This is a genomic window from Streptomyces sp. NPDC092370 (assembly GCF_044755265.1).
Classification (GTDB): Bacteria; Actinomycetota; Actinomycetes; order Streptomycetales; family Streptomycetaceae; genus Streptomyces.
On record NZ_JBIVQO010000004.1, the window covers coordinates 555,516 to 576,246 of the forward strand.

General features: G+C 71.2%; 22 protein-coding genes and 1 riboswitch. Of the genes, 11 read left to right on the forward strand and 11 right to left on the reverse strand.

The annotated features are described in order from the left end of the window. Positions 1–25: 25 nt before the first annotated feature. Both ACIQHQ_RS16610 and ACIQHQ_RS16615 read right to left on the reverse strand, forming a co-directional pair. Positions 26–568, reverse strand: a complete 543-nt coding sequence (locus ACIQHQ_RS16610) for a hypothetical protein (protein ID WP_402612632.1) — start codon at positions 566–568, stop codon at positions 26–28. A gap of 98 nt (positions 569–666) precedes the next feature. Then, positions 667–2,256: a glycoside hydrolase family 20 protein gene (locus ACIQHQ_RS16615; RefSeq protein ID WP_402612700.1), complete on the reverse strand. Its 1,590-nt coding sequence runs from the start codon at positions 2,254–2,256 to the stop codon at positions 667–669. A gap of 290 nt (positions 2,257–2,546) precedes the next feature. Between ACIQHQ_RS16615 and ACIQHQ_RS16620 the strand changes: the two genes are divergently transcribed. The 8 genes from ACIQHQ_RS16620 to ACIQHQ_RS16655 all read left to right on the forward strand — a co-directional run bounded on the left by ACIQHQ_RS16620 (position 2,547) and on the right by ACIQHQ_RS16655 (position 8,584). After that, on the forward strand, positions 2,547–3,020 hold the full coding sequence (locus ACIQHQ_RS16620) for a 2-oxo-4-hydroxy-4-carboxy-5-ureidoimidazoline decarboxylase (protein ID WP_402612633.1): 474 nt from the start codon (positions 2,547–2,549) through the stop codon (positions 3,018–3,020). A gap of 221 nt (positions 3,021–3,241) precedes the next feature. Beyond that, the gene (gene sdhC, locus ACIQHQ_RS16625) at positions 3,242–3,622 is read left to right on the forward strand and encodes a succinate dehydrogenase, cytochrome b556 subunit (protein ID WP_031107855.1); all 381 of its coding nucleotides are present in this window, start codon (positions 3,242–3,244) and stop codon (positions 3,620–3,622) included. Between the two features lie 5 nt (positions 3,623–3,627). After that, entirely contained in the window at positions 3,628–4,110 is a 483-nt protein-coding gene (locus tag ACIQHQ_RS16630; protein WP_390987931.1) for a succinate dehydrogenase hydrophobic membrane anchor subunit, read from the forward strand. 19 nt (positions 4,111–4,129) lie between these two features. Next, complete coding sequence (gene sdhA / locus ACIQHQ_RS16635) at positions 4,130–5,884, forward strand: succinate dehydrogenase flavoprotein subunit (RefSeq protein WP_390987929.1); 1,755 nt, start codon at positions 4,130–4,132, stop codon at positions 5,882–5,884. After that, positions 5,884–6,663: a succinate dehydrogenase iron-sulfur subunit gene (locus ACIQHQ_RS16640; protein WP_402612634.1), complete on the forward strand. Its 780-nt coding sequence runs from the start codon at positions 5,884–5,886 to the stop codon at positions 6,661–6,663. Before sdhA ends, ACIQHQ_RS16640 begins: the two co-directional genes overlap by 1 nt. 198 nt (positions 6,664–6,861) lie before the next feature. Beyond that, positions 6,862–7,269 carry a hypothetical protein gene (locus ACIQHQ_RS16645; RefSeq protein ID WP_402612635.1) on the forward strand — a complete coding sequence of 136 codons (408 nt, stop codon included), beginning with the start codon at positions 6,862–6,864 and terminating at the stop codon, positions 7,267–7,269. Positions 7,270–7,310: 41 nt separating this feature from the next. Next, positions 7,311–7,805: a thiol-disulfide oxidoreductase DCC family protein gene (locus ACIQHQ_RS16650; RefSeq protein WP_402612701.1), complete on the forward strand. Its 495-nt coding sequence runs from the start codon at positions 7,311–7,313 to the stop codon at positions 7,803–7,805. Positions 7,806–7,837: 32 nt separating this feature from the next. Then, a complete protein-coding gene (locus tag ACIQHQ_RS16655) occupies positions 7,838–8,584 on the forward strand; it encodes a TetR/AcrR family transcriptional regulator (RefSeq protein ID WP_402612636.1) in 747 nt (248 codons plus the stop codon). A gap of 388 nt (positions 8,585–8,972) precedes the next feature. Here ACIQHQ_RS16655 and ACIQHQ_RS16660 read toward each other — a convergent pair whose 3' ends face one another. After that, positions 8,973–10,532: a metallophosphoesterase gene (locus ACIQHQ_RS16660; protein ID WP_402612637.1), complete on the reverse strand. Its 1,560-nt coding sequence runs from the start codon at positions 10,530–10,532 to the stop codon at positions 8,973–8,975. A gap of 23 nt (positions 10,533–10,555) precedes the next feature. Next, entirely contained in the window at positions 10,556–10,795 is a 240-nt protein-coding gene (locus tag ACIQHQ_RS16665; RefSeq protein WP_003992504.1) for an SCO4848 family membrane protein, read from the reverse strand. A gap of 91 nt (positions 10,796–10,886) precedes the next feature. Between ACIQHQ_RS16665 and ACIQHQ_RS16670 the strand changes: the two genes are divergently transcribed. After that, positions 10,887–12,206, forward strand: coding sequence for a D-alanyl-D-alanine carboxypeptidase family protein (locus tag ACIQHQ_RS16670; RefSeq protein WP_402612638.1), 1,320 nt, complete (start codon positions 10,887–10,889; stop codon positions 12,204–12,206). On the opposite strand, the gene ACIQHQ_RS16675 is transcribed toward ACIQHQ_RS16670, so the two are convergent. From ACIQHQ_RS16675 to ACIQHQ_RS16690, 4 genes are read right to left on the reverse strand one after another with little or no spacing between them, the layout of a single operon-like run. Next, positions 12,154–13,071 carry a YihY/virulence factor BrkB family protein gene (locus tag ACIQHQ_RS16675; RefSeq protein ID WP_402612639.1) on the reverse strand — a complete coding sequence of 306 codons (918 nt, stop codon included), beginning with the start codon at positions 13,069–13,071 and terminating at the stop codon, positions 12,154–12,156. The two genes, ACIQHQ_RS16670 and ACIQHQ_RS16675, sit on opposite strands and share 53 nt — an antisense overlap. Further along, positions 13,059–13,484 carry a GtrA family protein gene (locus ACIQHQ_RS16680; RefSeq protein WP_402612640.1) on the reverse strand — a complete coding sequence of 142 codons (426 nt, stop codon included), beginning with the start codon at positions 13,482–13,484 and terminating at the stop codon, positions 13,059–13,061. The genes ACIQHQ_RS16675 and ACIQHQ_RS16680 overlap by 13 nt, the downstream gene beginning before the upstream one ends. A gap of 23 nt (positions 13,485–13,507) precedes the next feature. After that, entirely contained in the window at positions 13,508–14,452 is a 945-nt protein-coding gene (locus ACIQHQ_RS16685; protein WP_402612641.1) for a decaprenyl-phosphate phosphoribosyltransferase, read from the reverse strand. Then, positions 14,445–14,966, reverse strand: coding sequence for a phosphatase PAP2 family protein (locus tag ACIQHQ_RS16690; RefSeq protein WP_402612642.1), 522 nt, complete (start codon positions 14,964–14,966; stop codon positions 14,445–14,447). Before ACIQHQ_RS16690 ends, ACIQHQ_RS16685 begins: the two co-directional genes overlap by 8 nt. A gap of 133 nt (positions 14,967–15,099) precedes the next feature. Here ACIQHQ_RS16690 and ACIQHQ_RS16695 point away from each other — a divergent pair, with 133 nt between their 5' ends. After that, positions 15,100–16,482, forward strand: coding sequence for an FAD-binding protein (locus ACIQHQ_RS16695; protein ID WP_402612643.1), 1,383 nt, complete (start codon positions 15,100–15,102; stop codon positions 16,480–16,482). A gap of 22 nt (positions 16,483–16,504) precedes the next feature. Then, positions 16,505–17,260: a decaprenylphospho-beta-D-erythro-pentofuranosid-2-ulose 2-reductase gene (locus tag ACIQHQ_RS16700; RefSeq protein ID WP_402612644.1), complete on the forward strand. Its 756-nt coding sequence runs from the start codon at positions 16,505–16,507 to the stop codon at positions 17,258–17,260. Between the two features lie 12 nt (positions 17,261–17,272). Here ACIQHQ_RS16700 and ACIQHQ_RS16705 read toward each other — a convergent pair whose 3' ends face one another. From ACIQHQ_RS16705 to ACIQHQ_RS16715, 3 genes are all read right to left on the reverse strand, one after another. Next, positions 17,273–17,851: a 2'-5' RNA ligase family protein gene (locus ACIQHQ_RS16705; protein ID WP_402612645.1), complete on the reverse strand. Its 579-nt coding sequence runs from the start codon at positions 17,849–17,851 to the stop codon at positions 17,273–17,275. A gap of 139 nt (positions 17,852–17,990) precedes the next feature. After that, on the reverse strand, positions 17,991–19,004 hold the full coding sequence (gene trpS / locus ACIQHQ_RS16710) for a tryptophan--tRNA ligase (protein WP_402612646.1): 1,014 nt from the start codon (positions 19,002–19,004) through the stop codon (positions 17,991–17,993). Between the two features lie 120 nt (positions 19,005–19,124). Further along, positions 19,125–20,573 carry a glycine hydroxymethyltransferase gene (locus tag ACIQHQ_RS16715; protein ID WP_402612647.1) on the reverse strand — a complete coding sequence of 483 codons (1,449 nt, stop codon included), beginning with the start codon at positions 20,571–20,573 and terminating at the stop codon, positions 19,125–19,127. A gap of 33 nt (positions 20,574–20,606) precedes the next feature. Continuing rightward, positions 20,607–20,693, reverse strand: a riboswitch (ZMP/ZTP riboswitch). Positions 20,694–20,731 lie beyond the last annotated feature (38 nt).

The following is a 20,731-nucleotide window of genomic DNA, read 5'->3' on the forward strand; positions in this document are numbered from 1 at the left end:
TACTGCGTGCAACAGCCCCGGAGTGTCACAGGGGCACCACGCCCAGCCTGTCGAGGAAGCGGAACAACAGGTTTTCGGCCTGGGGGTCCCCCCGGTCGAGCGAAGCCGAGAGCGGGGGAGGATCGAGGTCTGACGTGAGTACGTCCAGCAGCGACTCGGCGGTCACCGCGCACCCCGCCTCGGCGGCCCAGCGCACGGCACGCTCGGCGGCGTCGCCGGGTTCCAGGAAGTAGTCCTCCAGCGTGAGGCCCCCGCGGTCCGCCCCCAGGTACCCGGCCATGGCGGAGCGTACGAGGCAGGTGGTCCACGCCCCGCTCTCGGGAGCCGCCGCCTCCAGCACCACGCACTCGCTGTTCATGACGTACCCGAAGAGCGCGGGCGCCCCGGTCTCCCGGGCGAGGGCGTTCATGTTCCCGATGTCGCCGTCGCCGCTCGGGTACTCCCACACCTGCCAGCCACCCGGCGCCGAGGTGTGCCGCACGAGCCCCTCCGCGGCCCCCGCCAGCGCGTCCAGCTCCGGCAGCGACCGCTCCCCCCGGCCCACGACGAAGTATCCCCAGTAGCCCATGTCCCGGTTCCCCCCCGGCATATTCGATTCCCGCTGCGCTCAGAACACCACCACAGTCGTACGGGAGTTCGCAGCCGTATGGGGCAATTCGTGCCGGGTCAGCCGAGCCTGTCCGCCAGCGTCCGGAACTCCGTCCAGGACAGTTCGGGCTTGTCCGGGTCCCACAGCTTCTGGACGGTCGCCCGCAGCGGCATCCGGATCCCGGCCGCCACCTGCTCCTGCGTCTGGGAGTTCGCGAGGTCGCACCACACCGCGAAGGACCCGCCGAGGATCTGGCCGTCGTAACGCGCCGGCACGGCCGCGGTGCCGCGCAGCACCCGCGGCGTCCACTGTTCGTAGATGCGCTGTCCCGTCGGATAGACGAAGGTCTGCGGCTCACCGAGCACGTAGTACAGGAACTCGTCGTTGTAGTTGATCACCTTGCGGCCCGCCTGGAGGTACTCCAGGGGCGCCCGGGCGCCGATCTCCTTGCCGGTCCAGTAGGCGACCTGGATGTCCTTGGCGGCCTGGACGGAGGTGCCGCGGAAGAAGCCGTCGTTCCACGCGCGCGGGACGCGCTGATGCTTGCGGACGGTGTCGGCCCGGTCGTTCAGCCAGCCCGTGGTGAGGTCGGCGACCGTCGCGCCGGAGCCGTACTTCTCCCGGGCGGCGGCGGCCAGCTGCGGGAACGAGGCCTCCGGGTTCGACCGGGTCAGCGCCTGGTACTCGTCGCCGCCGAGGTGCCAGGGGCCACCGGGGAAGAGGTCCGCGTACTCGTTCAGCAGGTCGTCGACGATGTCGGCGCTCTCGGCCTTGGAGATGTCGATGGCGCCCTGCACCGCCGACCCCTGCGCGCTGCGCAGCTGCAGGTCGGGGTGGGCGTCGATGACGGCGCCGAGGTGTCCGGGCGAGTCGATCTCGGGCACGATCGTGATGTGCCGGCTCCGCGCGAGGTCGATGATCTTCCGCACCTGCGCCTTGGTCAGATGCTGTCGCGACACGACCTCGGGGTGCGAGGTGGACTCGATCCGGAACCCCTGGTCGTCGGAGAAGTGCAGTCCCAGCTGGTTGAACTTCAGGTCGCCCAGTTCCCGGATCCGGTCCTCGATCCAGCCGGCCGTGAAGTACTTGCGCGCGATGTCCAGCATGAACCCGCGCTGAGCCTTGGCCGGTTCGTCCTTCACGACGCCCTCGGGCGCCGTGCCGCCGTCGTGGGTCTCCTGCTTGAGCGTGCGGGTGCCGTAGAAGACCCCGGCGTCGGAAGGCCCGTTGATCTCCACCCGCCCGTCGCGCACGGTCATCACGTACGACTCGAGGTTCGCGCCCTTGTCGCCGTTGAGCGCCAGCCGCAGGTCCCCGGCGCGCCGGTCGTCCTTCTCGCCCGCGTACGACATCCCGAGCTCGCCGGCGACCAGCCGCCCCTCGTCGGCCAGCGCCGGGTCGTCCACGACCACCCGGTTGCCCGCCTCGGGACGCCAGCCCGGGCCGCGCGCCGGCTCGTGCTCGCGCACGGCGGGGATGGTGCGAGGCGCCTCCGACAGGGGGTAGGAGCGGGTCGGGCTCGCCTCCGGCGCTCTGTCCGGGGGCGCTGCCGCGGTGGCTTCCCGCGAGGACGTGGCCTGCCGGCCCGTGGCATCGCCGTCACCGCCCGAGGCCGCCCAGAGCCCAAGACTCACCCCGGCCGCGACCACGACCAGGGCTACCGCCATGGCCACGACCAGCACCTGCCGCTTGCTCTCCTGCTTCGCCGAAGCCCGGCGCCTGTGCTGACTCACACGGCCAACCTAAAACTCGAGGCCCCATGGCGCGCGTCCACCACGCGTCCCGAAACTCTCTCTCCCGGGTGAAATTCAGGCATCCTTCGGACACGTCATGGTCGTACTCGATAGCGTGACGTCACATCTCTCACAGCTTGCCCTGCCGACACACGTGACGCCCACGAGGACCCACGCTGCCTGCGCACCGTCTCCCAGATCTCCCCGGTCGGCTCGCCATACCGGTGGAACACTTCAACGCAGCCTCCGAGGAGGACCTGGAGCAGGCCCTCCTCTCCTGCCTGCGCAGCCTCCGCTGGACCCGGCGTGTCGCGGAGCACCGCCCCTATCCGGACCTGGACGCCCTGCTGGCCGCCGCGGACGAGGCGGCCTACGACCTGAACTGGTCCGACCTCGCGGAGGCACTGGCGGCCGAGCCGCTGCCCCTCCCCCCGCCGGACGCCTACTCCGCCGCCCACACCGCCCTCAGCGCGGCCCACGCCGCCTATGAGGCCCGCTTCGGACACGTGTTCGTCATCTGCCTGGACGGCCTGTCCCCCGCCGAGGTGCTGGACCACCTCCTGGAGGCCATCCGGTCACGATTGGCGAACGATCCGGAAGAGGAGCGCACGGTCGCCGCCGAGGAGCTCCGGCGCCTCGCCAGGGGGCGTCTGCTCGATGCCCTCAGGGGTGCCGGGAACTGCGCGATCAACCACTGACGGCCCGCAAGGGTCGGTCCCGGAGACACCCCCGGCCCCCTTGGCCGCACTAGTCCACCCGTACCTCTTTGCGTGCCAGTTTGATCACACCAGGGGACCCCCGCTCAGCCCAGCGGCAGCGCATCGCTACGATGCTGGGGGCCGGTGGACCGTACCCGGCCGGGCCCGACCGACACACCAAGCCGGCGCGGCCCCAATCCCCGCTCCCGGAGGAAACTTCCGTGCCGGCTGGAACGCTGTACCGCGGCCGGGAAGGAATGTGGTCCTGGGTGGCTCACCGAGTCACCGGCGTCCTCATCTTCTTCTTCCTGTTCGTTCACGTGCTGGACACCGCCCTCGTCCGTGTGTCCCCGGAGGCCTACGACACCGTCGTGGCCACGTACAAGACGCCGATCGTCGCGCTGCTGGAGTACGGCCTCGTCGCCGCCATCCTCTTCCACGCGCTCAACGGTCTGCGCGTCATCGCTGTCGACTTCTGGATCAAGGGCGCCCGCTACCAGAAGCAGATGCTCTGGACCGTCGTCGCCCTGTGGGTCGTGCTGATGCTCGGGGCCATCTACCCCGTCCTCGGCCACGCCGCTCGTGAACTCTTCGGGAGCTGACGCCAATGTCCACGTCTGAGAAGACCGCCGCCGGCGTCGGCCCCGTCGAGGGTGGCGCCGTCTACACCGTCGACAACCCGGCGCCCTTCATCGAGGCCCCGCGCCAGCGCACCCGCAAGAGCCCGAAGAGCACCCGTGGCAACTTCGAGCTGGCGGCCTGGCTGTTCATGCGCCTGTCGGGCGTCGTGCTGGTCGTGCTCGTCCTCGGCCACCTGCTGATCCAGCTCGTGCTGGACGGCGGCGTCTCCAAGATCGGCTTCGCCTTCGTGGCGGGCCGCTGGGCGTCCCCGTTCTGGCAGGTCTGGGACCTGCTGATGCTGTGGCTCGCCATGCTGCACGGCGCCAACGGCCTGCGCACGGTCATCAACGACTACGCGGAGCGCGCGAACACCCGGCTGTGGCTCAAGGGCCTGCTCTACACCGCCACGGTGTTCACCATCCTGCTGGGCACGCTGGTGATCTTCACCTTCGACCCGAACATCCGCTAGGCACGGGGCTGCGAGAATCATGAAGATCCACAAGTACGACACCGTCATCGTCGGCGCCGGTGGCGCGGGCATGCGCGCGGCCATCGAGTCCACGAAGCGCAGCCGCACCGCCGTGCTGACCAAGCTCTACCCCACCCGCTCCCACACGGGCGCCGCGCAGGGCGGCATGGCCGCCGCGCTCGCCAACGTGGAGGAGGACAACTGGGAGTGGCACACCTTCGACACGGTCAAGGGCGGTGACTACCTGGTCGACCAGGACGCCGCCGAGATCCTCGCGAAGGAGGCCATCGACTCCGTCCTCGACCTGGAGAAGATGGGCCTGCCGTTCAACCGCACCCCGAACGGCACGATCGACCAGCGCCGCTTCGGCGGTCACAGCCGCAACCACGGCGAGGCCCCGGTCCGCCGCTCCTGCTACGCGGCCGACCGCACCGGCCACATGATCCTCCAGACGCTGTACCAGAACTGCGTCAAGGAGGGCGTGGAGTTCTACAACGAGTTCTACGTCCTGGACCAGCTGATCACCGAGGTCGACGGCGTCAAGAAGTCGGCCGGCGTCGTGGCCTACGAGCTGGCCACCGGTGAGATCCACGTCTTCCACGCGAAGTCCGTGATCTACGCATCCGGCGGCTGCGGCAAGTTCTTCAAGGTGACGTCCAACGCGCACACGCTGACCGGTGACGGCCAGGCGGCGGTCTACCGCCGCGGTCTGCCGCTGGAGGACATGGAGTTCTTCCAGTTCCACCCGACCGGCATCTGGCGCATGGGCATCCTGCTGACGGAGGGCGCCCGCGGTGAGGGCGGCATCCTCCGCAACAAGGACGGCGAGCGCTTCATGGAGAAGTACGCGCCGGTGATGAAGGACCTGGCGTCGCGTGACGTCGTGTCCCGCTCCATCTACACGGAGATCCGTGAGGGCCGCGGCTGCGGTCCCGAGGGCGACCACGTCTACCTCGACCTCACGCACCTCCCGCCGGAGCAGCTGGACGCGAAGCTTCCCGACATCACGGAGTTCGCCCGCACCTACCTCGGCATCGAGCCCTACACGGACCCGATCCCGATCCAGCCCACCGCGCACTACGCCATGGGCGGCATCCCGACGAACGTCGAGGGTGAGGTCCTGGCGGACAACACCACCGTCGTCCCGGGCCTGTACGCGGCCGGCGAGGTCGCCTGCGTGTCCGTGCACGGCGCCAACCGCCTCGGCACCAACTCGCTGCTGGACATCAACGTCTTCGGCAAGCGCGCGGGCATCGCCGCCGCGGAGTACGCGCAGAAGGCGGAGTTCGTCGAGCTGCCGGAGAACCCGGCGGAGCTCGTGATCTCGCAGGTGGAGCGGCTGCGCGACTCCACCGGCACCGAGCGGGTGGCGGAGCTGCGGCGCGAACTGCAGGAGACCATGGACGCCAACGTCATGGTGTTCCGCACCGAGCAGACGATCAAGACGGCGGTCGAGAAGATCGCGGAGCTGCGCGAGCGCTACCGGAACGTGTCGATCCAGGACAAGGGCAAGCGGTTCAACACGGACCTGCTGGAGGCCATCGAGCTGGGCAACCTGCTCGACCTCGCCGAGGTCATGGCCGTCTCCGCGCTCGCCCGCAAGGAGTCCCGCGGCGGTCACTACCGCGAGGACTACCCGAACCGCGACGACGTCAACTTCATGCGGCACACCATGGCGTACCGCGAGGTCGGCGCCGACGGTTCCGAAACCGTCCGTCTCGACTACAAGCCGGTCGTCCAGACCCGCTACCAGCCGATGGAGCGTAAGTACTGATGGCTACCCCTGTTCTGGACAAGGAAGACGCGGCCGGCAAGCCCGAGCCCGGTTTCGCCGACTCCCCCTACATCACGGTCACGTTCCGCGTCCGCCGCTTCAACCCGGAGGTCGCGGCGGAGGCGGTGTGGGAAGACTTCCAGGTGGAGATCGACCCCAAGGAGCGTGTCCTCGACGCCCTCCACAAGATCAAGTGGGACCTGGACGGCACGCTGACGTTCCGCCGTTCCTGCGCGCACGGCATCTGCGGCTCGGACGCGATGCGGATCAACGGCAAGAACCGTCTGGCCTGCAAGACGCTGATCAAGGACATCAACCCCGAGAAGCCGATCACGGTCGAGGCCATAAAGGGCCTCACGGTCCTGAAGGACCTCGTGGTCGACATGGAGCCGTTCTTCCAGGCGTACCGCGACGTCATGCCCTTCCTCATCACGAAGGACACGAACGAGCCGACGCGTGAGCGTCTCCAGACGGCCGAGGACCGCGAGCGCTTCGACGACACGACGAAGTGCATCCTGTGCGCGGCCTGCACCACGTCGTGCCCGGTCTTCTGGAACGACGGCCAGTACTTCGGCCCGGCCGCCATCGTCAACGCGCACCGCTTCATCTTCGACTCGCGTGACGAGGCCGGCGAGCAGCGCCTGGAGATCCTCAACGACCGCGACGGCGTCTGGCGCTGCCGCACGACCTTCAACTGCACGGACGCCTGCCCGCGCGGCATCGAGGTCACGAAGGCGATCGCGGAAGTGAAGCGTGCGCTGATCACGCGCCGCTACTGAATCGACCGCTGGATCGAGAGGGCCCCGTTTCCACTGGAAACGGGGCCCTCTGGCATGTGCCACACCATGGGGCGAACGCAGCAGACACAGTGCGGGGCACCACAGACGATCACCCCGACCCACGTGTTGAACATGTTCAAAAGTAGGTCTAGAGTCATCCCCGACAGCGTTTTGAACGTGTTCAAGAAGGGTGGGGCAATGGACCGCACGGTCATCGCCTACGTCATCTACCTGCTGGTCAGCATCGGCCTGACCGTCTGGGTGGCCCGCACGCTCAGCCGGAACGGCAAGATCTTCCTCGCCGACGTGCTGCACGGCAACGAGAAGCTCGCCGATGCCGTCAACCACCTCCTGGTGGTCGGCTTCTACCTCGTCAACCTCGGGTTCGTCGCGCTGTACCTGAGCGGTGACGGGACCATCACCGACGCCCGCGGCATCTTCGAGGCCCTGTCGACGAAGCTCGGCGTGGTGCTGCTGGTGCTCGGTGTGATGCACCTCGCCAACGTCTACGTGCTGAACCGGATCCGGCGCCGGGGGGCCATGGAGCGGGAGCAGGTGCCGCCGGTGCCGCCGCAGGGCTGGGTCGCCCCGTCGGCGCGGGCCTGAGCGGGGCCCACGTGAACGCCACCGGCACCGACGCGACCGGCATGAACACACCCGCACCGCTTAGCCGGCTCACCGTCCTGTACGACGCCGAGTGCTCCCTGTGCGCGTTCCTGCGCGACTGGCTCCTGCGGCAGCCCCACCTGGTGCCGCTGGAGCTGGTCCCGGCCGCCTCCGAGGAGGCCCGGCGGCGGTTTCCCGGCCTCGACCACGGCGCCACCCTCGACGAGATCACCGTCATCGGTGACGCCGGGCAGGTCTACCGGGGCCCCGCCGCCTGGGTGGTCACCCTGTGGGCGCTGCGCGAACACCGGCCGCTGGCCCACCGGCTGAGCACCCCGTCCGGCGCTCTGCTCGCCAGGGGCGCGGTACTCGCCGCCGCCAAGTGGCGCGGGGCGCAGGGGCACCGGAGGCAGCGCGGCGGGACGCAGTGGGGCGGCCGGGTGTACCGGCGGGCGGACGGATGGTCCTACGCCCCGGACAGCGGCTGGAGCTACACCGCGCCGGGCTGCGCCGACGGCACCTGCGCCCCTCGGTGACCGCACCGGTGCTGACGTTAGGCTCTCTTCCCGTGCCCGCGAAGAACGACGGCCCCGACGACGGCGCCACCCCCACCAAGTCCGAGCAGACCCGCGCCCTGATCCTGGAGACGGCCATGCGGCTGTTCCAGGAGCGTGGCTACGACAAGACCACGATGCGGGCCATCGCCCAGGAGGCCGGTGTCTCCGTCGGCAACGCCTACTACTACTTCGCGGGCAAGGAACACCTGATCCAGGGCTTCTACGACCGGATCGCCGCCGAGCACCAGGTGGCGGTCCGGGAGATCCTGGACCGGGAGACCGACCTGGAGACCCGGCTCGCGGGGGTGCTGCGGGCCTGGCTGGACATCGCCGCGCCCTACCACGAGTTCGCGGTGCAGTTCTTCAAGAACGCCGCCGATCCCGACAGCCCGCTCAGCCCCTTCTCCCCGGAGTCGGAGCACGCGCGCGAGGAGGCCATCAGCGTCCACCGGGACGTGCTGGCCGGGGCGACGAAGACCAAGGTGCCCGAGGAACTGCGGGGCATCCTGCCCGAGTTGATGTGGCTGTCCCAGATGGGACTGTGCCTGTACTGGATCTTCGACCGGACCGAGGGCCGCGAGCGCAGCTACCGGCTCGCCGAACGCGGTGCCCGGCTCACCGCGCGGGGCGTGGCCCTGGCCCGCTTCCGGGTGCTGCGGCCGCTCGTGCGCGAGGTGCACGAGCTGTTCACGGACTTCCTGCCGGGGATGACGCACGCCATCCCGGACCCGGCGGCCCGGCGGCGTTCCGACCCCTGAGCGGCGACCGGGGCGGGCCGTCAAGGGGGAAGTCGGCGGCCCGGCCGACGGCGTCCGCGTCGAGCGTGCCGGTCGCCCGCTGCCTGGGGAAGGCGGTCCACTCGTGGCCCTTGGGGGTGACCTGGGACAAGCGCTCGCCTCCGGCTCCTTCTTGATCTCGGCCGCCTCCTGCTCACCGGCGCCGCCGCCCTTGGCGTAGCCGTAGGTGAAGTGCGCGGGCAGGCTGACGCCGGCCCGGGTGAGCGGCTGCCGGGCCTTCCTCGGGCCGGGCTTCGGGTGGTCGTCGAAGAACGAGGCGGTGTGCCCGGTGAGGCCGGCCGGGATCGGGGAGTACAGCGGGTCGGCGATGCCGTCGCAGACCGTCACGGCTCCGCCCTGGGCTGTGCGCTCAGGCCTGCTTCGACGCGAGCTCGACCACGGTGATGTCCGACGGTGCCCCCACCCGGGTGGGCGGGCCCCAGGCGCCGGCGCCGCGCGAGACGTAGAGCTGGGTGTCGCCGTAGCGCTCCAGGCCCGCGAGGGTGGGGTTCGCGCCGGAGGCGACGAGGTTGCCGGGCCAGAGCTGGCCGCCGTGGGTGTGGCCGGAGAGCTGGAGGTCGACGCCGTGCTCGACGGCGTCATGGATCTGGACGGGCTGGTGGGCGAGCAGCACGCACGCGCGGGCGGTGTCCCGGTCGCCGAGCGCCTTCGCGAAGTCGGGGCCCCGGCCCTCGTCCTCGCCCGCGACGTCGTTGACTCCGGCGAGGTCGAAGTACGGCATCTCCCGGCGGGCGTTCTCCAGGGGGTCGATGCCCAGGCGACGGACCTCCTCGACCCACTGCTCGGCGCCGGAGAAGTACTCGTGGTTGCCGGTGACGAAGTAGGACCCGTGACGGGCCCTCAGCTGGGCGAGCGGGGCCGCCGCGGGTCCCAGGTCCTTCACACTGCCGTCGACCAGGTCGCCGACGACCGCGATCAGGTCGGGCTGGGTCGCGTTGATCGTGTCGACGACCTTCTGCGCGAAGCCGCGTCCCAGGACCGGTCCGAGGTGCACGTCACTGACCACGGCGATCCGGTACCCGTGCGCGGCGCGCGGCAGCTTGGCCAGTGGCACGGTGACCCGCTTGACCTTCGGCCCGCGCAGCACACCGTACGTCCCGTACCCCACGGTCCCGACGGCGGCGGCCGCGGCGGCCCCGGCGACGACCCGCGAGACGAAGAGCCGACGGGAGGGCGAGGGAGGGGTGGCAGAGGGCTGGGGCGAGGCGTCGGGGGCGTCCGGCGCCGAGTCGGCCTGCGGGTGGACGGCGGTCACGCCACGGGCGCGGCCGGGCTGGGAGGCGGTCGTGGGCGCCGTCCCGGGGACCGTCGCCGCACCGGAGCCGCCCGCCCGCGAGGCGGTCGCGGGCGCGGTGGGCGTGTCTCCGGCGTTCTCCTGCGGCGCGGCCGTCGGCGTCCCGGCGCCGCCGCCACTCCCCTGGGGGCCGTCCGCTCGCGGGGAGACGCTCGCGGGGGGAGTGCGGTCCGCGGTCGAGTCGGGTGCCGTGGCCGGCGCCGTGGCGCCGGCCGGGGCGTGCGGGCCGGGCTCGGAGGCGGTGGGCTGCTCGGTGGCGGTCGCCGGGCGCCGGTCCTGGTGCGTTCGTCCCGCCCGGTGGTCGAGGAAGCGTCGCAGGAGCGGGCGGACGATCTCTCCCGCCAGCACCGCCAGCAGCAGGTACATCGACAGGGCCAGCCACAGGAAGCCCGGCCAGGCGAGGACCTGTTGGAGCGGGAAGGGGGCGCCCGAGCGTTCGGCGACCAGGGCCGTGATCGCCAGGATCCAGCCGCCGGCGATCAGGACCGCGCCCGCGCGGCGGACGAGGCCCGGGCCACTGGTCGTGTCGCGGAACAGGCGGCGCCACACGTACCAGTTGGCCGTCACGACGACGGCCAGGACCAGCACTGCGACGAGTACGAAAACGATGACCACGGTGTCGTGTCTCCCGATCGCCGCTATGACGTCCGGCGCAGTGCGCGCAGACCACGCAACCCGATGGCCCCGATGACCGTCCCCAATACGAAGGAAACGACGGCGAGCAGCAGGTGCACCCAGAAGTAGGCCGTGGGACGACCGTCGTCGAAGGCGAGCCCGCTGCCGTCCTTGACCAGGTTCTTGACGAAAGTGATCCAGATGACCCAGCTCCACACCCCGAAGGCGAGCAGGAACCAGGAGACGGGGCGGCTGAGCTTCATGCACCCAGTATCGCCAGGCCGTGTCCGGTTCCGTTCCCGGGGTGGGGCCGGAGGCAGGACTTCCGACCGTACGGCATGTACGTTTCCGACCGTGCCCCCTCCGCAGCAGACCACCAGGCGATCCCTGCTGGTCACCTACGCCGTCCTGTCGTCGCTCGCCCTGGCCGCGCCCGCCGCCGTCGCCGCCCCGAGCCCTTCGGGCAGTCCTTCGGGCAGTCCCTCGCCGAGTCCGTCGGCCACTCCCCCGGCATCGATGTCGAGCGTGGGCGGCGCCCGCCTCGGCCGGCCGGGGACGCAGGTGAATCTGGCGAGCGGCGTCCCGGTGCTGCCGAAGGACGTCAGCGCCCGTTCCTGGATCGTCGCCGACGCCGAGTCGGGCGACGTGCTGGCCGCGCACAACGCCCACTGGCGCCTCGCCCCGGCGAGCACCCTGAAGATGCTGTTCGCGGACACGCTGCTGCCGGAGTTCCCCAGGGACACCAAGCACAAGGTCGTCCCCTCCGACCTGGCGGGCATCGGCCCGGGCTCCAGCATGGTCGGGATAAAGGAGGAGGAGACGTACACGGTCCACGACCTGTGGCTGGGCGTCTTCCTGCGCTCCGGCAATGACGCCGTGCACGTGCTGTCCGCCATGAACAAAGGCATCGAGAACACCGTCGAGGAGATGAACGAGCACGCCGAGGAGCTCCAGGCCCTCGACACGCACGTCGTCAGCCCGGACGGCTACGACGCCGAGGGGCAGGTCTCCTCGGCGTACGACCTGACGCTGATCGCCCGCTCCGGGATGCAGAAGAAGGACTTCCGCGAGTACGCCTCGACGGTCAGCGCCAAGTTCCCGGGTAAGACGAAGAAGGGCAAGAAGGGCAAGAGGGTCCGCGAGTCCTTCGAGATCCAGAACACCAACCGGCTGCTGGCAGGCGACTCGGACGTGCCCGTCTACGAGGGCATCGCGGGCGTCAAGAACGGCAACACCACCAACGCGGGCGCCACCTTCACCGGTGTCGCCGAGCGCGGCGGCAAGGTGCTCCTGGTGACGGTGATGAACCCGGAGAAGCCCGGGCACAACGAGGTCTACAAGGAGACCGCCCGGCTGTTCGACTGGGGTTTCAAGGCGGCCGGGAAGGTGCGGCCGGTGGGCGAGCTGGTCCCGCCCAAGAGCGCCGCGCAGGCCAGTGCGCAGCCCGGCGCGAACCCCTCCGGCGAGGCCGGCGGCTCCGGGGACGGCGGCAGCGGCACGGCCGGGACCGGTGCGAAGCCGGTGGCCAGCGCCCCGGCCGCGGACGGCTCCAGCGGCATCGGGACGGCGCTCGGCATCACGGGCGGGGTGCTGGTGCTGCTCATGGGCGGCGCGTTCCTGGTCAACCGCCGCTGGCCACTGCCGGATCTGGTGCGCCGTCGGACTCGCCCGTGAGACCCGGGACTTCGTCCTGCTTGCTCTGCGTCGCCGTCCAGGCGGCGCAGAACAGCACCAGCTTCGAGGTGAAGTTGATCCACAGCAGCAGCGCGACGGGCACCCCGAACGCGCCGTACATGCTCTTCGCGGCCACGCCCTGCAGATAGCCGCTGAGCAGCAGCTTCAGCAGTTCGAAGCCGATCGCGCCGGTCAGCGCCGCCACGAAGAGGCGGTGGCGCGTCGGCTCGACGCCGGGCAGCAGCGTCAGGACGTAGAGCAGCAGCAGGAAGTTCGCCAGCACGGCGACCAGGAACGCGACGACGTGCAGCAGGACCCCGCCCCAGCCGCCCTCGTCGACACCGAGTTGCCGGGTGACCCAGCCGATCAGCGCGGAGGCGACGGCGGAGGCGGCGATGGTGACGAGGAGCGCGCCGCCGAGGCCGATCAGGACACCCGCGTCCTTGCCGTAGCGCAGGACGGGGTTCTCCTCCTCGTCGGTCAGTTCCCACACCGCCCGCAGGCACTCGCGCATCGAGCCGGCCCAGCTGACGCCGGTGAAGAACAGCAGGGCGCCCGCGATGAGTCCGATCGTGCCGGCGTTGTCCACCAGACCGGCGATGTCCATCTGATCGGAGATGCCGGGGACCTGCTCGGCGAGCTTGTCCCGCAGCTTGTCCTCCTGCTCCGTGCTGAGCGTGGCGGCGGCGATGGTGGCGGACACCGTCAGCAGCGGGAACAGTGCGACGAAACTCGTGAAGGTCATCGCGGCGGCCAGCCGCGTCCACTTCACGCGGTCCAGCCGTTCGTACGACCGCCACGCGTGGGTGATCATCAGCCGCTCCGCCCACGGCCCGACCACCGGGAGTCTTTTCAGCCAGTCCATGATCCGACTCTGCCCTCCGCCCGGAACACCCATGTACGGGTACCCCAGAACCGCAGGACTGTGGCCAGCGCCATCCCGACGACTCCGCCGGAGACGGTGTCCGCGCGCTGCGAGGTGAGGCCGAGGCCGTAGTGGCTGGCGGCCAGGCAGAGCAGTTGCAGGCACGCTCCGGCGAGGTTCACCGCGAAGAACACGGCGTACGGGCGCAGGCCCCGGCGTCGTGTGGTCCGGTAGGTGCCGAGGGCGTTGCCGGCGTAGGCGAGCGTGCAGGCGGCCAGGAAGGACACGGACTTGGCGGTGAGCGGGCCGAGTCCGGCGGGGCCGCGCAGGTACGTGAAGAGGGCGAGGTCGACGGCGTAGGCGAGGAGACCGGTGGTGGCGAAGCCGATCAGTTCCCGGCGGCACGGGAGCACGGGGCTTCGCCCCGGGCGCGTGGTCACCAATTGGCCACTGCCAGGCCGTACATCGCCACCCACACCACACCGATGAGCGCGAGGGCGCGGTCGCGCAGGATGACGTCCTCGGGTTCGCCGGCGGTGCCGCGGTCGGCGAACACGGCGTAGCGCAGGATCGCGAGGATGAAGGCGACCATGGACAGCTGCCGCCAGGGCAGCACGCTGGTGTGCGGGACGCCGCCCTCCTCCATGGCCCACAGGCAGTAGCCGAGGACGGCGACACCGGCCGCGAGCTGCCAGACGAAGCGGAGGTAGCCGGTGGTGTACTCGGTGAGCAACGCCCGTGTGGCGCCCGCCTTTCCGGCCATCTGGACGGCTTCCGAGTAGCGCTTGGCCGACACCATGAACAGCGCGCCGAAGCCGGTGGTGATGAGGAACCAGCGCGACAGCGGGATGCCGAGGGCGAGTCCGCCGACCATGGCCCGCATCAGGAACCCGGTGGTGACGACGGCGAGATCGACGACGAGGACGTGCTTCAGGCTGATGCAGTAGGCCAGTTGCATGGCGAGGTACGCGGTCAGCAGCGCGGCGACGGCCGGACCGCACAGCCAGGCAGCGGCGGCGGGCGCGAGGACGCCGAGGATGCCTCCGACGGCGTAGGCCACGGGCACGGGGACCTGCCCGGCGGCGACCGGGCGGTGCCGCTTGGTGGGGTGGGCGCGGTCGGCGTCGGCGTCGCGGGCGTCGTTGACGAGGTAGACGGCGGCGGCGCAGGCCGTGAAGAGGACGAAGACCAGGGCGAGTCGGATCAGGGCGTGCCGGGAGAAGAGCTCGCCGGCGGCGGCCGGGGCGGCGACCACGAGAACGTTCTTGATCCACTGTCTGGGGCGCGCGGTCCTGAGGAGACCGGCCAGGAGACCGCCCTTGCCCGGTGGTGCCGGCCGCTCCTGGTGGGTGCGCTGCCGCAGGACGGCCGTCTCAGCCATGGTCGGCGCCTCCTCGCATCCAGCGGGCGCCGAGCCGGGCCGTGAGGGCGCCCAGCGCCGCGCCCGCGGCGACGTCGGAGGGGTAGTGGACACCGGCCACGAGGCGCGAGAGGCACACGGCGGCGGCGAGCGGCGGGACGGCGTGCGCCCCCAGGGCGCCGAAGGCGACGGCGGCGGCCGCCGCCGAGGTGGCGTGCGAGCTGGGGAAGGAGTGCCGGCCTGCGGTGCGCACCAGGGGCTCGACGTGCGCGGGGCGCGGCCTGCGCACGACCCGTTTCACTCCCATGCTGACGAGGTGCGCCCCGGCGGTGAGGGCGGTGCCGCGCAGCCAGACGCCGCGTCTGCCGCCGTCGACGGCGGCTCCGGCGAGCCCGGCCACCAGCCACAGTGCCGCGTGCTCCCCCGCCCAGGACAGGGCACGCGCGGCACCGGCGACGCGCGGGTCGGTGCCGCACGCCCTGAGCGTCGAAACGATCCGGTGGTCCATGTCGTGCAGGTCGTCGAGGTCGTCCATGTGGACTCACTGTTCACGCCCACCGGGCCTGAACTGCGGCAATATTGAGCGACATCCCATTAATCACCCGTTTCGGGGAGGGGTGCCATGTTCACGAACTAATCGCCCACGATAGGGCGATACGGTCGCGGACATGTCTGCCGACACCGATTACGACCCGGACGTCATGGGGCTGGATCACACCACCGTCACGGGCTGGGGCCGCACCGCCCCCACCGCCGCCCGGCTGATCCGCCCACGGACGTATGAGGAGGCCGTGGCGGCCGTCCGGGACTGCGGGGCCCGCGGGGGCATCCCCCGGGGCCTGGGGCGGGCGTACGGGGACGCGGCGCAGAACGCGGGCGGCTCCGTGCTCGACATGACGGCCCTGGACCGTGTGCACGCGATCGACGCCGGCGGCGGGACCGTGCTGTGCGACGCGGGCATCTCCCTGCACCGGCTGATGGAGGTGCTCCTCCCGCTCGGCTGGTTCGTGCCGGTCACCCCCGGCACGCGCTACGTCACCGTCGGCGGGGCGATCGGCGCCGACATCCACGGCAAGAACCACCACGTCTCGGGCTCCTTCGCCCGCCATGTGCTCGCCTTCGAACTCCTCACCGCAGACGGTGAGATCCGCACGGTCGTACCCGGCACGCCGCTCTTCGACGCCACCGCGGGCGGTATGGGCCTGACCGGCGTGATCCTCACCGCCACCATCCGGCTCCAGCCCGTCGAGACGTCGTTGGTGTCGGTCGACACCGAGCGGGCGACGGACCTGGACGACCTGATGGCCCGGCTGGCGGCGACCGACCACCGCTACCGCTACTCGGTCGCCTGGATCGACCTGCTGGCCCGGGGCGCCGCCACCGGCCGCGCGGTCCTCACCCGCGGCGACCACGCGCCACTGGACGCGCTCCCCGCCCGCCTGCGCCGGGACCCGCTCGCCTTCCGCACCCCCCGCTTGCCGGCGACGCCCGCGATCCTCCCCGAGGGCCTGCTCAGCCGGACGACCGTGGGCCTGTTCAACGAGCTCTGGTACCGCAAGGCCCCCCGCGCGCGCACCGGCCGCCTCCAGCGGATCTCGGCCTTCTTCCACCCCCTGGACGGCGTGCCGCACTGGAACCGCGTCTACGGCCGCGGCGGCTTCGTGCAGTACCAGTTCGTCGTCGGCTACGGCCGGGAGGACGCCCTGCGCCGCATCGTGCGCCGCATCTCCGAACGCCGCTGCCCGTCCTTCCTGGCCGTCCTCAAGCGCTTCGGGGAGTCCGACCCGGGCTGGCTGTCCTTCCCCGTGCCGGGCTGGACACTGGCGCTGGACATCCCGGCGGGGCTGCCCGGCCTCGGCGCGTTCCTCGACGAACTCGACGAGGAGGTCGCCGCCGCCGGCGGGCGCGTCTACCTCGCCAAGGACGCCCGGCTGCGACCGGAGCTGCTCACGACCATGTACCCGCGTCTCGACGACTTCCGCGAGCTGCGCGCCGAGCTGGATCCGCGCGGGGTGTTCGTGTCCGACCTGGCCCGCCGCCTCAGTCTGTGAGCAACCTCAAGGAGCTGCTGTCATGAAGGACGCCTTCGGCCTCCCCCAGTCCCTGCTCGTCCTCGGCGGTACGTCCGAGATCGCGCTGGCCACCGCCCGCCGGCTGATCGCCCGCCGCACCCGCACGGTCTGGCTGGCGGGCCGCCCCTCCCCCGCCCTGGAGGAGGCCGCCGGGCAGCTGCGCGGGCTCGGGGCCGATGTGCACACCGTCGCCTTCGACGCCCTCGACCCGGCCTCCCACGAGGCGGTGCTCGGCAAGGTCTTCGCCGAGGGCGACGTCGACATGGTGCTGCTCGCCTTCGGGCTGCTCGGCGACCAGGCCCGCGACGAGCGCGAGCCGGAGGCGGCGGTGCGGGTCGCGCAGACCAACTACACCGGCGCGGTCTCGGCGGGGCTGGTGTGCGCCCGCTCGCTCCAGTCGCAGGGGCACGGCTCGCTGGTCGTGATGTCCTCCGTCGCGGGCGAGCGGGCCCGCCGCGCCAACTTCATCTACGGCTCCAGCAAGGCCGGCCTCGACGCTTTCGCGCAGGGCCTGGGCGACGCGCTGCACGGCACGGGCGTGCACGTCATGGTCGTACGTCCCGGCTTCGTCCGGACGCGGATGACCGCCGGTCTGCCCGAGGCACCGCTCGCGACCACGCCCGAGGCGGTCGCGACGGCCGTGGAGCTGGGCCTCAGGCGCCGTTCGGAGACGGTGTGGGTGCCGGGGGCGCTGCGGGTGGTGATGGCGGCGCTGCGGCACCTGCCGCGCGGGGTGTTCCGGCGGCTGCCGGTCTGACCCGCGGGCGGGTCAGCGGGTGGGGACCGAGCCGTGCTCCACGCGCCCGGCCTGCGGGGGGACCACCGAACCACCGAAGGGGAACTCGCGGAGCTTGCGCCAGACGCCGTCGGCGCCCTGCTCGTAGAGGGCGAAGGCGGTGCAGGGCCACTCGGCCTCGTAGCCGGCGAGCTCCTCGAAGGCGCGGTCCATGGCCGCCTCGTCGATGCCGTGCGCCACGGTGACGTGCGGGTGGTAGGGGAACTGCAGTTCGCGCGCGGCCGGGCCGGCGGGGTCGCGGACCTGCTGCTGGAGCCGGGTGCAGGCCTCCGCGCCCGAGACGACCCGGACGTACACCACCGGTGACAGGGGCCGGAAGGTGCCGGTGCCGGACAGCCGCATGGGGAACGGGCGGCCGGCCGCGGCGACCTCGGCCAGATGCGCCTCGACGGCCGGCAGGGCGGTCTCGTCGACCTCCGTCGGCGGCAGCAGGGTGACGTGCGTGGGGATGCCGTGAGCCGCGGCGTCGCCGAAGCCCGCGCGCAGCTGCTGGAGCTCGCTGCCGTGAGGCTCCGGGACCGCGATCGAGACACCGATCGTTACGGTCCCCACGTCGTCTCCTGTCGTGTCAGTGTGGCCGCTGATACGACCACCCGGTTATCGACTGTACGGCCACGGCCGGGTTACGGGCAGGCGCAACCGGAGTGATGTACAGCGCTGTTCGGTGGTACGGCTGCGCGCGGGAGCGGTTTCAGTGCTTGGCGGGCAGGAAGCCGACCTTGTCGTACGCCTGCGCGAGGGTCTCGGCGGCGACCGCGCGGGCCTTCTCGGCACCCTTGGCCAGGACCGAGTCGAGCGTCTCGGGGTCGTCCAGGTACTGCTGCGTGCGCTCGCGGAACGGCGTCACGAACTCGACCACGATCTCGGAGAGGTCCGTCTTGAACGCGCCGTAGCCCTTGCCGGCGTACTTCTCCTCCACCTCGGCGATGGTCGCCCCGGTGAGGGTCGAGTAGATGCCGAGGAGATTGCTGATGCCCGGCTTCTCCACCGCGTCGTAGCGGATGACCGTGTCGGTGTCGGTGACCGCGCTCCTGACCTTCTTCGCGGTGGCCTTCGGCTCGTCCAGGAGGTTGATGAGGCCCTTCGGCGTGGACGCCGACTTGCTCATCTTGATCGACGGGTCCTGGAGGTCGTAGATCTTCGCCGTCTCCTTCAGGATGTACGGCTTCGGGACGGTGAAGGCCGGGCCGAACCGGCCGTTGAAGCGTTCGGCGAGGTCGCGGGTGAGCTCGATGTGCTGGCGCTGGTCCTCGCCGACCGGGACCTCGTGGGCCTGGTAGAGCAGGATGTCCGCGACCTGGAGGATCGGGTAGGTGAACAGGCCGACCGAGGCGCGCTCGGCGCCCTGCTTGGCGGACTTGTCCTTGAACTGGGTCATCCGGCCGGCCTCGCCGAAGCCGGTGAGGCAGTTCATGATCCAGGCGAGCTGGGCGTGCTCGGGGACGTGGCTCTGCACGAAGAGCGTGCAGCGGTCCGGGTCGAGGCCCGCCGCGAGGAGCTGGGCCGCGGCCAGCCGCGTGTTCGCGCGCAGGCCCTTCGGGTCCTGCGGGATGGTGATCGCGTGCAGGTCGACGACCATGTAGAACGCGTCGTGGGTCTCCTGGAGGGCCACCCACTGGCGGACGGCGCCGAGGTAGTTGCCGAGGTGGAACGAGCCGGCGGTGGGCTGGATCCCGGAGAGCACGCGAGGTCGGTCAGAGGCCATGCTCACCATTCTCTCAGGTCTCGCTGCCAGATCCGGAACCGGTCGCGAACAGAGGGATGAGGGTGCCCCGGCGTAGAGCGCCGGGGCACCCTCGCGAGCAACAGGTGACGGGGCGGGGCGTCAGCCCAGGTCGATCTCCGGGTACAGCGGGAAACCGGCCACGAGGTCGGTGGCGCGGTGGGAGATCTCGTCGGCGATCTTGGCGTCGAGCACGTGGGCCGCCTTGGAGGGGGCGCCCGACTTGGTCGTGCCCGGCTCCGTGGCGGCAAGGACGCGGTCGATGAGACCGGCGACCTCGTCCATCTCGGCGGTGCCCAGGCCGCGCGTGGTCAGGGCGGGGGTGCCGATGCGGATGCCGGAGGTGTACCAGGCGCCGTTCGGGTCGGCGGGGATGGCGTTGCGGTTGGTGACGATGCCCGACTCGAGCAGGGCGGCCTCGGCCTGGCGGCCGGTGAGGCCGTAGGAGGAGGCGACGTCGATGAGGTTCAGGTGGTTGTCCGTGCCGCCGGTCACGAGGGTGGCGCCGCGGCGCATGAGGCCTTCGGCGAGGGCCCGGGAGTTGTCGACGATGCGCTGCGCGTAGTCCCGGAAGGACTCCTGGCGTGCCTCCGCGAGGGCCACGGCCTTGGCGGCCATGACGTGCGGCAGCGGGCCGCCGAGGACCATCGGGCAGCCGCGGTCGACCTGGTCCTTGAGGGAGTCGTCGCACAGGACCATGCCGCCACGGGGGCCGCGCAGCGACTTGTGGGTGGTCGTCGTCACGATCTGGGCGTGCGGCACCGGGTCGAAGTCGCCGGTCAGGACCTTGCCCGCGACCAGGCCGGCGAAGTGCGCCATGTCGACCATGAGCGTCGCGCCGACCTCGTCGGCGATCTCGCGCATGATCCGGAAGTTCACCAGGCGGGGGTAGGCGGAGTAGCCGGCGACGATGATCAGCGGCTTGAACTCGCGGGCGGAGGTGCGCAGGGCCTCGTAGTCGATGAGGCCCGTGGCGGGGTCCGTGCCATAGGAGCGCTGGTCGAACATCTTGCCGGAGATGTTCGGGCGGAAGCCGTGGGTGAGGTGGCCGCCGGCGTCCAGGGACATGCCGAGCATGCGCTGGTTGCCGAAGGCCTGGCGCAGCTCGGCCCAGTCGGCGTCGGTCAGGTCGTTGACCTGGCGCACGCCGGTCTTCTCCAGGAAGGGCACCTCGACGCGGGCGCCGAGGACGGCCCAGAAGGCGACCAGGTTGGCGTCGATGCCGGAGTGCGGCTGGACGTAGGCGTGGCGGGCGCCGAAGAGTTCGCGGGCGTGCTCGGCGGCGAGGCCCTCGACGGTGTCGACGTTGCGGCAGCCGGCGTAGAAGCGGCGGCCGATGGTGCCCTCTGCGTACTTGTCGCTGAACCAGTTGCCCATCGCCAGCAGGGTGGCCGGGGAGGCGTAGTTCTCGGAGGCGATCAGCTTGAGCATCTCGCGCTGGTCGGCGACCTCCTGGCCGATGGCGTCCGCCACGCGGGGCTCGACGGCGCGGATCACGTCGAGGGCGGCGCGGTAGGCGGTGGAAGCGGGGGAGAGGGGCGCGGCTGACATGTGTGGACCTCCGGACGTTGCGTTCAGCGTTCACGGTACGGCCCAGGCGCACGGCTCTGACTGCTCGGGCCGCTCCCCGATGGTTGGACCCATCCCAGCGCGCCAGTCACGGCCCACGGGCAGCCTACCGGACCTCGTCTGCGGGATTCGTGTTGCTG

What these genes read in the sequence shown, in the direction of transcription:
- ACIQHQ_RS16685 (WP_402612641.1), bottom strand. Translation starts at nt 14,452, where the DNA reads ATGGCTGAGACGGCCGTCCTGCGGCAGCGCACCCACCAGGAGCGGCCG.
- ACIQHQ_RS16610 (WP_402612632.1), bottom strand. Translation starts at nt 568, where the DNA reads ATGGGCTACTGGGGATACTTCGTCGTGGGCCGGGGGGAGCGGTCGCTG.
- ACIQHQ_RS16650 (WP_402612701.1), top strand. Translation starts at nt 7,311, where the DNA reads ATGAACACACCCGCACCGCTTAGCCGGCTCACCGTCCTGTACGACGCC.
- sdhA (WP_390987929.1), top strand. Translation starts at nt 4,130, where the DNA reads ATGAAGATCCACAAGTACGACACCGTCATCGTCGGCGCCGGTGGCGCG.
- ACIQHQ_RS16630 (WP_390987931.1), top strand. Translation starts at nt 3,628, where the DNA reads ATGTCCACGTCTGAGAAGACCGCCGCCGGCGTCGGCCCCGTCGAGGGT.
- ACIQHQ_RS16675 (WP_402612639.1), bottom strand. Translation starts at nt 13,071, where the DNA reads ATGGACTGGCTGAAAAGACTCCCGGTGGTCGGGCCGTGGGCGGAGCGG.
- ACIQHQ_RS16645 (WP_402612635.1), top strand. Translation starts at nt 6,862, where the DNA reads ATGGACCGCACGGTCATCGCCTACGTCATCTACCTGCTGGTCAGCATC.
- ACIQHQ_RS16690 (WP_402612642.1), bottom strand. Translation starts at nt 14,966, where the DNA reads ATGGACGACCTCGACGACCTGCACGACATGGACCACCGGATCGTTTCG.
- trpS (WP_402612646.1), bottom strand. Translation starts at nt 19,004, where the DNA reads ATGGCCTCTGACCGACCTCGCGTGCTCTCCGGGATCCAGCCCACCGCC.
- ACIQHQ_RS16695 (WP_402612643.1), top strand. Translation starts at nt 15,100, where the DNA reads ATGTCTGCCGACACCGATTACGACCCGGACGTCATGGGGCTGGATCAC.
- ACIQHQ_RS16715 (WP_402612647.1), bottom strand. Translation starts at nt 20,573, where the DNA reads ATGTCAGCCGCGCCCCTCTCCCCCGCTTCCACCGCCTACCGCGCCGCC.
- ACIQHQ_RS16640 (WP_402612634.1), top strand. Translation starts at nt 5,884, where the DNA reads ATGGCTACCCCTGTTCTGGACAAGGAAGACGCGGCCGGCAAGCCCGAG.
- ACIQHQ_RS16700 (WP_402612644.1), top strand. Translation starts at nt 16,505, where the DNA reads ATGAAGGACGCCTTCGGCCTCCCCCAGTCCCTGCTCGTCCTCGGCGGT.
- ACIQHQ_RS16615 (WP_402612700.1), bottom strand. Translation starts at nt 2,256, where the DNA reads ATGGCGGTAGCCCTGGTCGTGGTCGCGGCCGGGGTGAGTCTTGGGCTC.
- ACIQHQ_RS16665 (WP_003992504.1), bottom strand. Translation starts at nt 10,795, where the DNA reads ATGAAGCTCAGCCGCCCCGTCTCCTGGTTCCTGCTCGCCTTCGGGGTG.